Origin of the sequence: Mycobacterium paraintracellulare (assembly GCF_000276825.1) — a bacterium.
GTDB classification, from domain to species: domain Bacteria; phylum Actinomycetota; class Actinomycetes; order Mycobacteriales; family Mycobacteriaceae; genus Mycobacterium; species Mycobacterium intracellulare.
The window spans coordinates 1,388,110-1,401,904 of record NC_016948.1 but is presented as its reverse complement, the minus strand read 5'-3'; the positions used below and the strand labels follow the sequence as shown (position 1 = coordinate 1,401,904).

The window sequence follows — 13,795 nt, the reverse complement described above, 5'->3', positions numbered from 1 at the left end:
TGGATGATCAAAACCGCACTCATCGTCGTCACCTTGGCCGCCCTTCTGTGCAGCCTGTGGATCCGGCGTTACACCTGGCGCTCCCGATGGGAGGCCGGCGCCACCCGCAACATCGCACTGCATGGCTGCGCGGTGCTGCTGATGTCGCACTGGGCCGCGGCCGCGCTCGGACCCCCGCTACACCGCGTCTTCGGGCTGTGGAACGTGCAACACCTGCTCGGACACATCTGCTGGATCTTCGCGGTGACGGCGATCATCCGCCATGGGCTCATCCGCCTGGTCGACGAAGCCCACGAGAGCGAGCTGTTGCGCAAGCACGTCACGCGCCCGCTACGCATCGCGGTTCCGCTGCTGGTGGTTCTGTTCGTCATCGCCGACGAGGGCCATCACCTCGACTTCTTCGCGGCCCCCGCCGACTTCTGGCTGCTGGCTTACTGGCTGGTCCTGGGCGCCCTGATGATCTACCTGCTCTCCTACGCCGGGCGAGTGCTGCTGATCCTGCGGACGGATCCCCGCTCAACGACGACCGTCGACCTCTACCTGATCTCGGCGGGATTCGGGGTGGCGGCGAGCGTGATTCAAATCGGCACCGCCTGGGCGGGCACGGACATCGCCTTGCCCGTCTGGTTGTGCGCCTGCCTGAGCGCCATCGGCTTCGCCTACGGATCCGCGCGATCGTGGCAGGCCAAGGTGGCCTGGTTCACGTCCGGCAAGTAGGCCATCCCGCGCCTTCGGCGACCTGAGCGTTTATCCGCCCACCACGTGCCGCGCTACCACCATCGGGCGGAACCCGTACCGCTGCCCGACGATCTTGCCCCCGGCCCCCCGGCCCGTGCCCGACAGCGGGATGCCGCGGAGCAACCCGCTTCCCTTGGCTTCGGCGCCGGCGCCGACGGTGCTCACCGCCGGCGCGGCTGTGTCCGCGCTTGCCGCCGGAGCCGCGGCGGCCCAACTCTGCGGCACCGACAAGTGACCCACCGTGGCCGCCCTGCCCAGACCCGCCGACACGGGCGAGGACGCACCCGAGGACACCGGGCCACCGCCGAGCGTTCCACCCACACCGCGCAAGCTTGCCGCGGCCGTCGCGCCTTTGCCGTCACCGGCGGCCGGCATCACGCCTTCCCAGATCTTCATCATGTGCTCCCAGTCGCCCGCGTGGTTGTAGGCCATACCAAGGTGGTTGGTATACAACGAGGTCAACTTTTTCCAGGACTCCGATGCCGACGATTCGGATGCCCCTGACGAGCCTTCCACCACTGCGCTGGAGACCAACGTTGGGTTTGCTAACCCCGAGGTGGAGGCACCGGGTTGCGTGCTTGTTTCGGCCGCCGTGTCGGCGGCATGGGCGACCGCGGCCGCTTGACCGCCCTCCCCCGCCGGGTTGGTGGTGGAGGGCGGCTGGTCGAACGGGGGCAACGCCGAGGCGCCGGCCGACGCCGCGGCATAGCCATACATCGCGGCCGCGTCCTGGGCCCACATCTCGGCGTAGTGGGCCTCGGTGGCCGCGATCGCGGGCAGGTTCTGGCCGAAGAAGTTCGTCGCGATCAGCATCATCAATTGGGCGCGGTTGGCCGCGATCACCGGTGGCGGAACCGTCATCGCGAACGCCGCCTCGTAGGCCCCCGCGGCGGCCTTCGCCTGGACCGCCGTCTGTTCGGCCTGTGCGGCGGTCGCGGTGAGCCACGCCACGTAGGGGGCCGAGGCGGCGGCCATCGTCGCCGACGCCGGGCCCAGCCACGCGCCGGTGAGTTCGGCGATCAACGAACCGTAGGAGGCTGCGGTGGTGTACAGCTCGATGGCCAACCCGTCCCAGGCTGCGGCGGCCGCCAGCATAGGCCCCGAACCCGCACCGACGTACATCCGCCCGGAGTTGACCTCCGGCGGAAGCGCCCCGTAATCCACTAAGTGGTCCCCTCGTCTTGTCGGCGACGGCTGTCGCACGCGCGCCGACGCCCCCCGAAACTGTGGTCAGATACTTGTGCGCGGGTACCGTCCAGCGCAGCCGCCGGCGTCGGCCGTCGAATCACGAACGCGATGCCGATCCTCGGGCACGGCGGTCATCTCTTATGAGTGGACGTTTGTACACATATGTGATCGTAAGAACATATATGTACATATGAGTTCACAGATATGAACTGAATCTAGCTGAAGATGAACACTTGTCTTTAGCAATACACTATTGGGCGCGCAGCCCTTAACCTCGCGGTGGAGCGGCTTTCAGCGGCCGTTCAGCACCGTTGAATCGGAACCAGCGAGGAGAGAATCACCGTGTCGTTCGTGACCACCCAGCCCGAAGCGTTAACCGCCGCAGCCCAGAACTTGGCTGCCATCGGCTCGGCGCTGGCCGCACAGAATGCAGCGGCATCGGCGCCGACGATGGGAGTGGTACCCGCGGCAACCGATGAGGTCTCCGTGCTGGTTGCCGCGCAGTTCGCCACGCACGCCCAGATGTATCAGACCGTCTGCGCCCAGGCCACGGTGATTCACGACAGCTTCGTGAGAATGCTGCACTTCGGCGCCGGCTCATATGCGGCAACCGAAGCCATCAACGCCGCCGCGTCCAGCTGAGGCGGGTGCGACGTGCTGGATTTCGGAGCGTTACCCCCGGAGATCCATTCGGAGCGCATGTATTCCGGCCCGGGCTCGGCCTCGATGATGGCCGCCGCGTGGGCCTGGAATCTGCTGGCTGCGGAGTTGGATTCCGCGGCCAACGACTACGACAGGATCATCACGCAACTGGTGAGCGAAGAGTGGATGGGCCCCGCCTCGGCCCAGATGGCCGAGGCCGCCAAACCCTATGTGGCGTGGATGCGCACCACCGCCGTGCAGGCCGAACAGGCCGCCGTTTCGGCCAGGGCCGCGGCGGGCGCCTACGAAGCGGCGTTTGCCGCCACGGTGCCCCCACCGCTGATCGAAGCCAACCGCGCCCAACTCGTCCAGGCGGTGTCGACCAATGTCCTGGGCCAAAACACGCCGCTGATCGTTCAGCTCGAGACGCAATACGCCGAAATGTGGGCGCAAGACGCTACGGCGATGTACGGCTACGCGGGTCAGGCCGCGCCGGTCACCCAGGTGACACCGTTCACCCGGCCGGCGGAGACCACCAATCCGGCCGGCGAGGCCATGCAGGCGGCCTCGGTCGCTCAGGCGGCCGGCACCTCGGCCGGGGCGGAGTCGGCACAATCACAGTTGCTGTCCTCGGTACCGCCCACACTGCAGGCACTCTCGTCGCCCGCGGCGGCGAACACGGAACTGCCGCCGATCACCGACGTGCTGGAACAGAACCCCGTGTTCGACATGTGGGCCGAATACGCCAGCCCTGCCCAGAACACCCTCGCGATGATGTATCGCGTTACCGGGATGTCGACCCACTTCCTATCGCTCTCAAAGGGTTTGGCTCCCGCAGCCAAGGCCGCCAGTGAGGGAGCGAAGGCCGCCGCGAGCCTGCCCGCCGTGGGCGCATCGCTGCGCGGGCTGGCCGGTGGCGGCGGCGCCATATCGGCGACTTTGGCTTCTGCGGCGCCGGTCGGCGGCCTCTCCGTGCCCCCCGCCTGGACCTCCGCGGCGGGCCCGGCGGTCGCCTCCGGAGCCTCGTCGATTCCGGTCAGCCGCTTCATCACCACTCCCGAGACATCGGGACCCGGAAACCTGTTGGGCGGTATGCCGCTGGCGGGTGTCGGCGGGGGTTCGACCGGCGCCGGCCCGCGCTACGGGATCCGCCCGACGGTGATGGCCCGCCCGCCGTTTGCCGGCTAGCCGAGCAACAACGTCCCGAGCAATCGGGTCGAGATCCGGCTCAGCGCACCGCCGTTGGCATCGCGGAGGGCGCTGCACCCGGCTCGGCCGTGGCCCGTCGACCGCGCGTACCGCGTCGCCGGCTTACGGACACGGGACGCTGCGATCCCGCATGCCGGTGTAAATCCCTGTGCGCCAGTGGTTTTGGCTACGAATGCAAAAACACCCCCGTTGCCGGGGGTGTTTTTGTGTATGTTCGGCGGTGTCCTACTTTTCCACCCGTATGGGCAGTATCATCGGCGCTGACAGGCTTAGCTTCCGGGTTCGGAATGGGACCGGGCGTTTCCCTGTCGCTGTGGCCGCCGTAACTCTATTTAAATTTGTTTGGTGGGGGGTGCGGTGTTCAAGCTTCCAGCGGCAAAATGCCGCCGAAATGGACTGTGGTTGCGATTGTGTGTTGGTAAGTTTTCGGCCGGTTAGTGCCAGTTCCCTGCACTCATTGCTGAGCTTCCAGGTCTGGCCTATCGAACCCGTGGTCTGCGGGGGGCCTTATCCCTCTAAAAGGGTGAGAAACCTGATCTTGGAGAAGGTTTCCCGCTTAGATGCTTTCAGCGGTTATCCTGTCCGAACGTGGCTATCCAGCCGTGCTCCTGGTGGAACAACTGGTATACCAGAGGTTCGTCCGTCCCGGTCCTCTCGTACTAGGGACAGGTTTCCTCAAGTTTCTGACGCGCGCGGCGGATAGAGACCGAACTGTCTCACGACGTTCTAAACCCAGCTCGCGTGCCGCTTTAATGGGCGAACAGCCCAACCCTTGGGACCTGCTCCAGCCCCAGGATGCGACGAGCCGACATCGAGGTGCCAAACCATCCCGTCGATATGGACTCTTGGGGAAGATCAGCCTGTTATCCCCGGGGTACCTTTTATCCGTTGAGCGACACCCCTTCCACTCGGGGGTGCCGGATCACTAGTCCCGACTTTCGTCCCTGCTTGACTTGTAAGTCTCGCAGTCAAGCTCCCTTGTGCACTTACACTCGTCACCTGATTGCCGTCCAGGTTGAGGGAACCTTTGGGCGCCTCCGTTACATTTTAGGAGGCAACCGCCCCAGTTAAACTACCCGCCAGGCACTGTCCGTGAACCCGATAAGGGTTCGACGTTAGGTGTCCAATACGATCAGAGTGGTATTTCAACAACGACTCCATACAAACTGGCGTCTGTATTTCACAGTCTCCCACCTATCCTACACAAACCGTACCGAACACCAATACCAAGTTGTAGTGAAGGTCCCGGGGTCTTTTCGTCCTGCCGCGCGTAACGAGCATCTTTACTCGTAGTGCAATTTCGCCGAGTCTATGGTTGAGACAGTTGGGAAGTCGTTACGCCATTCGTGCAGGTCGGAACTTACCCGACAAGGAATTTCGCTACCTTAGGATGGTTATAGTTACCACCGCCGTTTACTGGGGCTTAAATTCTCCGCTTCACCTTACGGTTAACGGGTCCTCTTAACCTTCCAGCACCGGGCAGGCGTCAGTCCGTATACATCGTCTTGCGACTTCGCACGGACCTGTGTTTTTAGTAAACAGTCGCTACCCACTGGTTTCTGCGGCCGGATCCCGCTCCCACCGCAAGGGTGTTCACGGTATTCCGGCCCCCCTTCTCCCGAAGTTACGGGGGCATTTTGCCGAGTTCCTTAACCATAGTTATCTCGTACGCCTTGGTATTCTCTACCTGACCACCTGTGTTGGTTTGGGGTACGGGCCGTGTATGTGCTCGCTAGAGGCTTTTCTTGGCAGCAGAGGATCACCGAATTCACCTCAATCGGCTATGCATCACCTCTCAGGATTAATGAGCGACGGATTTGCCTATCGCTCTCCCTACAGGCTTGCCCCAGTATTACCACTGACTGGTACGGCTACCTTCCTGCGTCACCCCATCGCTTGACTACTACCAGCGAAGGTCCCACGCAGCCCCGAAACTCCATGCCCCCGAAGGGGAATGGTCGATCCGGTTTTGGGTGGTTAGTACCGCTGATTCATCAGGGACGCCCATACACGGGTACGGGAATATCAACCCGTTGTCCATCGACTACGCCTGTCGGCCTCGCCTTAGGTCCCGACTCACCCTGGGCGGACTGGCCTGGCCCAGGAACCCTTGGTCTTACGGCGGGCAAGGTTCTCACTTGCCTTATCGCTACTCATGCCTGCATTCTCACTCCCCCACCCTCCACCACCGGTCACCCGGAGGCTTCGCTGAATGAGGGACGCTCCCCTACCCACATCCACGTAAACGTGAATGTGCCGCGGCTTCGGCGGTGTGCTTGAGCCCCGCTACATTATCGGCGCATAATCACTTGACCAGTGAGCTATTACGCACTCTTTCAAGGGTGGCTGCTTCTAAGCCAACCTCCTGGTTGTCTCTGCGACTACACATCCTTTTCCACTTAGCACACGCTTAGGGGCCTTAGCCGGCGATCTGGGCTGTTTCCCTTTCGACGTACGGAGCTTATCCCCCGCCGTCTCACTGCCACGCTTTACACCACGGCATTCGGAGTTTGGCTGACGTCAGTAACCTAGTAGGGCCCATCGGCCATCCAGTAGCTCTACCTCCGTGGTGAACCACGCAACGCTGCACCTAAATGCATTTCGGGGAGAACCAGCTATCACGGAGTTTGATTGGCCTTTCACCCCTACCCACAGCTCATCCCCTCAGTCTTCAACCTAAGTGGGTTCGGGCCTCCACGCGGTCTTACCCGCGCTTCACCCTGGCCATGGGTAGATCACTCCGCTTCGGGTCCAGAACACGCCACTACACCCCAAAGGGGATGCGCCCTATTCAGACTCGCTTTCGCTGCGGCTACCCCGCACGGGTTAACCTCGCGACGTGTCCCTGACTCGCAGGCTCATTCTTCAAAAGGCACGCCATCACCCCACAAGGAGGCTCTGACGGATTGTAGGCACACGGTTTCAGGTACTATTTCACTCCCCTCCCGGGGTACTTTTCACCATTCCCTCACGGTACTAATCCGCTATCGGTCATCGAGAAGTATTTAGGCTTACCGGGTGGTCCCGGCAGATTCACAGCAGATTCCACGGGCCCGCTGCTACTCGGGAATTGATACAAGGTAGGTGACGGGTTTTCGCGTACCGGGCTCTCACCGTCTACGGCAGACCATCCCAGGCCACTTCCGCTAACCACGACACTTTCTGACTACCCCTCAGCCAGGTAGAGCTGAGATGTATCCTCCCACAACCCCGCACACACAACCCCTACCCGGTATCACATGCGTGCGGTTTAGCCTGTTCCGCGTTCGCTCGCCACTACTTACGGAATCACAATTGTTTTCTTCTCCTACGGGTACTGAGATGTTTCACTTCCCCGCGTTCCCTCCCGCACCCTATATATTCAGATGCGGGTAACACGACATCACTCGTGCTGGGTTTCCCCATTCGGAAATCCTCGGATCAATGCTCGGTTGACAGCTCCCCGAGGCATATCGCAGCCTCCCACGTCCTTCATCGGCTCTCGATGCCAAGGCATCCACCATGCGCCCTTAAACACTTACTTACACACAAAAACCAAAGAAGAAATTACACATTTCGACGAACGCATCAGCCCTAAGGACTATGCGCTCATCTAGATGCTCGCAACCACTATCCAATACTCAAACACCACACCCCACCACCAAGATGGAGGGACTCCACACGGATCGACCGAGTGTTGTCTCAGGGCCCAATAGTGTGTCTGGCAATCATTTGCTGTTGTGCACCCGGCCCCCGTCCACTACAGACGGGAACCCCTCACGGCTCGCACCCCACCAATTGGAGTGCTTTTCGTGGTGCTCCTTAGAAAGGAGGTGATCCAGCCGCACCTTCCGGTACGGCTACCTTGTTACGACTTCGTCCCAATCGCCGATCCCACCTTCGACAGCTCCCTCCCAAGGGTTAGGCCACTGGCTTCGGGTGTTACCGACTTTCATGACGTGACGGGCGGTGTGTACAAGGCCCGGGAACGTATTCACCGCAGCGTTGCTGATCTGCGATTACTAGCGACTCCGACTTCATGGGGTCGAGTTGCAGACCCCAATCCGAACTGAGACCGGCTTTAAAAGGATTCGCTTAACCTTGCGGCATCGCAGCCCTTTGTACCGGCCATTGTAGCATGTGTGAAGCCCTGGACATAAGGGGCATGATGACTTGACGTCATCCCCACCTTCCTCCGAGTTGACCCCGGCAGTCTCTCACGAGTCCCCGGCATTACCCGCTGGCAACATGAGACAAGGGTTGCGCTCGTTGCGGGACTTAACCCAACATCTCACGACACGAGCTGACGACAGCCATGCACCACCTGCACACAGGCCACAAGGGAACGCCTATCTCTAGACGCGTCCTGTGCATGTCAAACCCAGGTAAGGTTCTTCGCGTTGCATCGAATTAATCCACATGCTCCGCCGCTTGTGCGGGCCCCCGTCAATTCCTTTGAGTTTTAGCCTTGCGGCCGTACTCCCCAGGCGGGGTACTTAATGCGTTAGCTACGGCACGGATCCCAAGGAAGGAAACCCACACCTAGTACCCACCGTTTACGGCGTGGACTACCAGGGTATCTAATCCTGTTCGCTCCCCACGCTTTCGCTCCTCAGCGTCAGTTACTGCCCAGAGACCCGCCTTCGCCACCGGTGTTCCTCCTGATATCTGCGCATTCCACCGCTACACCAGGAATTCCAGTCTCCCCTGCAGTACTCTAGTCTGCCCGTATCGCCCGCACGCTCACAGTTAAGCCGTGAGATTTCACGAACAACGCGACAAACCACCTACGAGCTCTTTACGCCCAGTAATTCCGGACAACGCTCGCACCCTACGTATTACCGCGGCTGCTGGCACGTAGTTGGCCGGTGCTTCTTCTCCACCTACCGTCAATCCGAGAAAACCCGGACCTTCGTCGATGGTGAAAGAGGTTTACAACCCGAAGGCCGTCATCCCCCACGCGGCGTCGCTGCATCAGGCTTGCGCCCATTGTGCAATATTCCCCACTGCTGCCTCCCGTAGGAGTCTGGGCCGTATCTCAGTCCCAGTGTGGCCGGACACCCTCTCAGGCCGGCTACCCGTCGTCGCCTTGGTAGGCCATCACCCCACCAACAAGCTGATAGGCCGCGGGCCCATCCCACACCGCAAAAGCTTTCCACCTAAAGACATGCGCCTAAAGGTCCTATCCGGTATTAGACCCAGTTTCCCAGGCTTATCCCGAAGTGCAGGGCAGATTGCCCACGTGTTACTCACCCGTTCGCCACTCGAGTACCCCCGAAGGGGCCTTTCCGTTCGACTTGCATGTGTTAAGCACGCCGCCAGCGTTCGTCCTGAGCCAGGATCAAACTCTCCAAACAAAAACTCCTCGATGAACGAGGTGAATTTCAAATCAGAGATACCTGACAAGACACCAAATAACTGGCATCAAAAATTGCCATACCCACACACGGGGAGTGCTAGGTATGGCCAAAAAAACAACAACAAATAAAAAGACCAAACACACTATTGAGTTCTCAAACAACACTTGTTTCGCCCGTTTTGGGGCAACCCTGCCAGCTTAATACAAGTCCGGCAGTGGAGTCAACTCCCAGTTTTGGTCTTCCAGAGACCGAGTCGGGAGCAGCCGTGCCAGGCTAGTACCAATCCAGCGAGGGAGTCAAGGCCCCGCTCTCGTCCACCTTCGCGTCGGTGATCGCGCTTGTGGGGCACTGACTTTGGTTACTCTACCCGCTCGATCTCCGCTCCCAAAATCGCCAGGTTTTCCACGAACAACGGGTAGCCGCGATCGATGTGGAAGACGTCGTGAACCTCGGTGTCGCCGTCGGCGACGAGCCCCGCCAACACCAGGCCGGCGCCGGCCCGGATGTCCGAACACCACACCGGCGCGCTCGACAATTGCGGCAGCCCACGCACGACGGCATGGTGCCCGTCGGTGCGGGCGTCGGCGCCCAGCCGGATCATTTCCTCGACGAAACGAAAGCGCGCCTCGAATACGTTCTCGGTGATCATCGACGTGCCATCGGCGATCGACGCCAGCGCGATCGCCATGGGCTGCAGGTCGGTGGGAAACCCGGGAAACGGCAGGGTCGCGACATTGACGGCCTTCGGGCGCTCGTACTGGGCCACCCGGAAGCTGCTTTCCGTTTGGGTGACGGTGGCGCCGGCGTCGTGCAGCTTGTGCAGCACCACCTGCAGGTGCGCCGGGTCGACACCGGTGACCGAGATGTCTCCGCGGGTCATCGCGGCGGCGATGCCCCACGTGGCGGCGACGATGCGATCCCCGATGACGCGGTGTTCGGTCGGGTGCAGCCGCGGGACGCCGGTGATGGTCATCGTCGGCGAACCGGCGCCTTCGACCTGCGCGCCCATCTGGTTCAACATCGTGCAGAGGTCGACGACGTCGGGTTCGCGCGCGGCGTTGTGGATCGTGGTCACGCCTTCGGCCACGACCGCGGCCATCAGGATGTTCTCGGTGGCGCCCACCGACGGAAACTCCAACTGAATCTCCGCGCCGCGCAACGTATCAGCCTGCGCCACGACGCATCCGTGTTCGATGTTGCATTGCGCGCCCAGCTGGCGCAGGCCGGCCTGGTGCATGTCCAGCGGCCGCGAGCCGATCGCGTCTCCGCCGGGAAGGGCGACGCGGGCCCGCTTACACCGACCGACCAGTGGACCAAGTACGCACACCGAAGCCCGGAACTGGCGCACCGCCGCGAAGTCGGCATCGTATTTCGGCTCGTCGGGCGAGGTGATCCGGGCGACGTCACCGTCGAGTTCGACGGTTGCCCCGAGGCCGCGCAGCACCTCGGCCATCAGCGGCACGTCGAGGATGTCGGGGCAATTGGTGATGGTGCTGGTGCCTTCGGCCAACAACGCCGCGGCCATCAGCTTGAGCACGCTGTTCTTTGCGCCCCCCACCGCGACTTCGCCGGACAACCGGTTGCCGCCGGTCACCACGAATCGCTCAGCCACCCGGGTCAGTCTAGTGAAGCGGTATCGGCTTGTCAGTCGGCCGGCTTGCCAGCGAGCCCGTATGCCAACGAGCCAAGTCTTGGCCCCTACACGCGCCGCAGTACCGTTTTGCTCATGGCAGTGCACCTGACCCGCATCTACACGCGGACCGGCGACGACGGCACCACGGGATTGAGTGACTTCTCCCGGGTCCCGAAAACCGACCCCCGCCTGGTGGCCTACGCCGACTGCGATGAGGCCAACTCGGCGATCGGCGTCGCCGTCGCCGTCGGTCAGCCCGACGACGAGCTCAAGGCCGTGTTACGCCAGATCCAAAATGACCTCTTCGACGCCGGCGCGGACCTGTCCACCCCGGTGGTGGAAAACCCCGAGTACCCGCCCTTGCGGGTCACCCAGCCCTACATCGACCGGCTCGAAAAGTGGTGTGACACATATAACGAGTCGTTGCCGAAGCTGAATTCCTTTGTGCTGCCGGGCGGTTCGCCGCTGTCGGCGTACTTGCACGTGGCGCGCACCGTGGTGCGCCGAGCCGAGCGCTCGGCGTGGGCGGCGGTCGACGCCGCCCCGCAGCAGGTCAACGTCCTGCCCGCGAAATACCTGAACCGCCTGTCGGATCTGCTCTTCATCCTGTCGCGCGTGGCCAACCCGGACGGCGATGTGCTGTGGAAGCCGGGCGGCGGGCAAGCCCCCACAAGTTAGCCGGCACCGCAGGACGTTCGGTGATGCGGGCTAGATGCTGCGCCGGCGGGAACGCGGCGACGGGCGCGACTCCAGCCACGACAGGAACGCGGTCAGCGCACCCTTGTCGAAGGCGATCTCGTAGCCAGACCTGCGGTCCTGGGTCGTGTCGCGCAGTTCGATGACGACGATCTCGTCGGTCATGATGTCGAATTCGTCGCCACGCGGCGCGCGCCGGGCCACGATCTCAACGCCTCGCCGGCTCAGCCGCCGGTCCGGCCACAGTCGCAGGCTGGAGAGCCGGTAGAACGCGGCTTCGCCGCCGCGGTAACGGATTACACCATGCCGCCAGCCGTGACCGCCCACCGCGGGAACGTCGCGCATGATCCCCGCCGTGCCGCCCTGGCGCAGCTTCCACAGCCGATAACTCAACGCAACGACGGCGGCCGCCAGCACGACGACGAGCACGACCATGGCGGTCATGGGCGCGCTCATCGGCGCTTAGTCGATCGCGCCGACGGCGCGCAATCTGGCGCGCCCCCTGGCGGCGATACGCGGATCGTCCGACTCAGAAGCCTCTCTCGCGGCGCTCTCGTCGATCTCCGACTCGAACTCGGCGGATTCGGCCAGGATGGTCACCGTCTCCTCGGTGACCGACAAGAATCCGCCATCCACCGCGACCCGGAGATCGTCGTCGCCCTCTCGTTCGACGCGCACCATTGCGTCGTCGACCAATTGCGCTACCAACGGGATGTGCCGCGGCATGATGCCGATCTCACCGACGGTGGTGCGGGTGAACAGAAACGTTGCCGCACCCGACCAGATCTTTCGGTCGACGGCGACGATCTCAACGTTCAATTCGGCCATGCCACAGACCCCTTCGATAGCGTGCGAGCCCGTTTCGGCCCGGGTGCAAGTTAGAGCTTGGCGCCAAGGCTCTCTGCCTTCTTGGCCAGGTCGTCCAGACCGCCGATCAAGAAGAAGGCCTGCTCGGGCACGTGGTCGAACTCGCCCTTGGTCACGCGGTCGAACGCCTCGATGGTCTCCTTCAGCGGAACCGTCGAACCCGGCTGACCGGTGAACTGCTCGGCCGCCATCATGTTCTGCGACAGGAACCTCTCGATGCGCCGCGCCCGCTGCACCAGCTGCTTGTCCTCTTCGGACAGCTCGTCGATACCGAGGATCGCGATGATGTCCTGAAGGTCCTTGTACCGCTGCAGGATTCGGATGACTTCCTGGGCCACGCGGTAGTGCTCGTCACCGACGACGCTCGGGTCGAGGATGGTCGAGCTAGAGGCCAGCGGGTCCACCGCGGGGAAGATGCCCTTGGAGAACACCGAACGCGACAGCTCGGTGGTGGCATCCAGGTGCGCGAAGGTCGTCGCCGGCGCCGGGTCGGTGTAGTCGTCGGCGGGCACGTAGACCGCCTGCATGGACGTAATCGACTTGCCTCGCGTCGAGGTGATGCGCTCCTGCAGTTCGCCCATCTCGTCGGCCAGCGTGGGCTGGTAGCCGACCGCCGAGGGCATACGACCGAGCAGCGTCGACACCTCCGAACCGGCCTGGGTGAACCGGAAGATGTTGTCGATGAACAACAACACGTCCTGGCCGGCCTCGTCACGGAACCACTCGGCCATGGTCAGCGCGGAAAGCGCCACTCGCATACGGGTACCGGGCGGCTCGTCCATCTGACCGAACACCAGCGCGGTGTCCTTGAGCACGTCGGCCTCTTGCAGTTCGACCCAGAGGTCGTTGCCCTCGCGGGTGCGCTCCCCCACCCCGGCGAACACCGACGTACCACCGAAGTTACGGGCGATGCGGTTGATCATCTCCTGGATGAGCACCGTCTTGCCGACACCCGCACCACCGAACAGCGCGATCTTGCCACCACGCACGTACGGGGTGAGCAGGTCGACGACCTTGAGGCCGGTTTCGAGCATCTCGGTGCGAGGCTCGAGCTCTTCGAACGGCGGTGGCTTGCGGTGAATCGACCAGTGCTCGAGCTCTTCTCCGTAGCCCGGCTTGTCGAGGCAGTGCCCCAGGACGTTGAAGACGTGGCCCTTGACCTCCTGGCCGACGGGCACCGAGATGGAACGACCCGTGTCGGTCACCTCGACCCCACGCACCAGGCCGTCGGTGGGCTGCAGCGAGATGGTGCGCACCAGGTTGTCCCCGAGGTGCTGGGCGACCTCGAGCGTGAGGGTCTTCGCCAGTTCCTCGAACGTGATCTCCGCGTTGAGCGCGTTGAACAGTTCCGGCACGGAACCGCGGGGGAACTCGACGTCGACGACGGGCCCGGTGACCCTTACCACCCGGCCGCTGGTGTCGCTCTTGGCCGACTTCGTGGACTTCTCGTCGGTTGCTGTCGTAGCAGGCATAATTTCTTTCG

Annotated in this window: 9 protein-coding genes and 3 rRNA genes; 4 read left to right on the top strand and 8 right to left on the bottom strand. The window is 62.7% G+C overall.

All coding sequences use genetic code 11. The features are described 5' to 3' along the window. Positions 1-3: 3 nt before the first annotated feature. Entirely contained in the window at positions 4-717 is a 714-nt protein-coding gene (locus tag OCQ_RS06745) for a hypothetical protein (RefSeq protein ID WP_008254846.1), read from the top strand. A 30-nt stretch (positions 718-747) separates the two neighbouring features. Here the strand turns inward: OCQ_RS06745 and OCQ_RS06740 are convergent, their stop codons facing one another. Then, positions 748-1,902 carry a PPE family protein gene (locus OCQ_RS06740; RefSeq protein WP_008254843.1) on the bottom strand — a complete coding sequence of 385 codons (1,155 nt, stop codon included), beginning with the start codon at positions 1,900-1,902 and terminating at the stop codon, positions 748-750. A gap of 366 nt (positions 1,903-2,268) precedes the next feature. Between OCQ_RS06740 and OCQ_RS06735 the strand changes: the two genes are divergently transcribed. Both OCQ_RS06735 and OCQ_RS06730 read left to right on the top strand, forming a co-directional pair. Then, a complete protein-coding gene (locus OCQ_RS06735) occupies positions 2,269-2,568 on the top strand; it encodes a PE family protein (RefSeq protein WP_008254840.1) in 300 nt (99 codons plus the stop codon). A 12-nt stretch (positions 2,569-2,580) separates the two neighbouring features. Continuing rightward, a complete protein-coding gene (locus OCQ_RS06730) occupies positions 2,581-3,756 on the top strand; it encodes a PPE family protein (protein WP_014384078.1) in 1,176 nt (391 codons plus the stop codon). Between the two features lie 233 nt (positions 3,757-3,989). Here the strand turns inward: OCQ_RS06730 and rrf are convergent. The 4 genes from rrf to murA form a co-directional block, all read right to left on the bottom strand. After that, positions 3,990-4,102 (bottom strand): 5S ribosomal RNA (gene rrf / locus OCQ_RS06725). 89 nt (positions 4,103-4,191) lie between these two features. Next, a 23S ribosomal RNA gene (locus OCQ_RS06720) occupies positions 4,192-7,300 on the bottom strand. 282 nt (positions 7,301-7,582) lie between these two features. Continuing rightward, positions 7,583-9,113: ribosomal RNA gene (locus tag OCQ_RS06715) — 16S ribosomal RNA — on the bottom strand. The 16S, 23S and 5S rRNA genes sit together here, the layout of an rRNA operon. A 361-nt stretch (positions 9,114-9,474) precedes the next feature. Then, on the bottom strand, positions 9,475-10,728 hold the full coding sequence (gene murA, locus OCQ_RS06710) for a UDP-N-acetylglucosamine 1-carboxyvinyltransferase (RefSeq protein WP_008254832.1): 1,254 nt from the start codon (positions 10,726-10,728) through the stop codon (positions 9,475-9,477). Positions 10,729-10,842: 114 nt separating this feature from the next. Here murA and OCQ_RS06705 point away from each other — a divergent pair, with 114 nt between their 5' ends. Next, a complete protein-coding gene (locus tag OCQ_RS06705) occupies positions 10,843-11,427 on the top strand; it encodes a cob(I)yrinic acid a,c-diamide adenosyltransferase (protein WP_036454908.1) in 585 nt (194 codons plus the stop codon). A 30-nt stretch (positions 11,428-11,457) separates the two neighbouring features. Here the strand turns inward: OCQ_RS06705 and OCQ_RS06700 are convergent, their stop codons facing one another. The 3 genes from OCQ_RS06700 to atpD are packed head-to-tail and all read right to left on the bottom strand — an operon-like array spanning position 11,458 to position 13,784. Then, positions 11,458-11,901 carry a DUF2550 domain-containing protein gene (locus OCQ_RS06700; RefSeq protein ID WP_009955321.1) on the bottom strand — a complete coding sequence of 148 codons (444 nt, stop codon included), beginning with the start codon at positions 11,899-11,901 and terminating at the stop codon, positions 11,458-11,460. Positions 11,902-11,907: 6 nt separating this feature from the next. Then, positions 11,908-12,273: a F0F1 ATP synthase subunit epsilon gene (locus tag OCQ_RS06695; protein ID WP_008254826.1), complete on the bottom strand. Its 366-nt coding sequence runs from the start codon at positions 12,271-12,273 to the stop codon at positions 11,908-11,910. Between the two features lie 50 nt (positions 12,274-12,323). Continuing rightward, entirely contained in the window at positions 12,324-13,784 is a 1,461-nt protein-coding gene (gene atpD, locus OCQ_RS06690; protein WP_014384076.1) for a F0F1 ATP synthase subunit beta, read from the bottom strand. Positions 13,785-13,795 lie beyond the last annotated feature (11 nt).

Bases quoted from the DNA above. Each gene is read 5' to 3' on its own strand.
- OCQ_RS06745 (WP_008254846.1), top strand. From the start codon at position 4: ATGATCAAAACCGCACTCATCGTCGTCACCTTGGCCGCCCTTCTGTGC.
- atpD (WP_014384076.1), bottom strand. From the start codon at position 13,784: ATGCCTGCTACGACAGCAACCGACGAGAAGTCCACGAAGTCGGCCAAG.
- OCQ_RS06700 (WP_009955321.1), bottom strand. From the start codon at position 11,901: ATGAGCGCGCCCATGACCGCCATGGTCGTGCTCGTCGTCGTGCTGGCG.
- OCQ_RS06695 (WP_008254826.1), bottom strand. From the start codon at position 12,273: ATGGCCGAATTGAACGTTGAGATCGTCGCCGTCGACCGAAAGATCTGG.
- OCQ_RS06705 (WP_036454908.1), top strand. From the start codon at position 10,843: ATGGCAGTGCACCTGACCCGCATCTACACGCGGACCGGCGACGACGGC.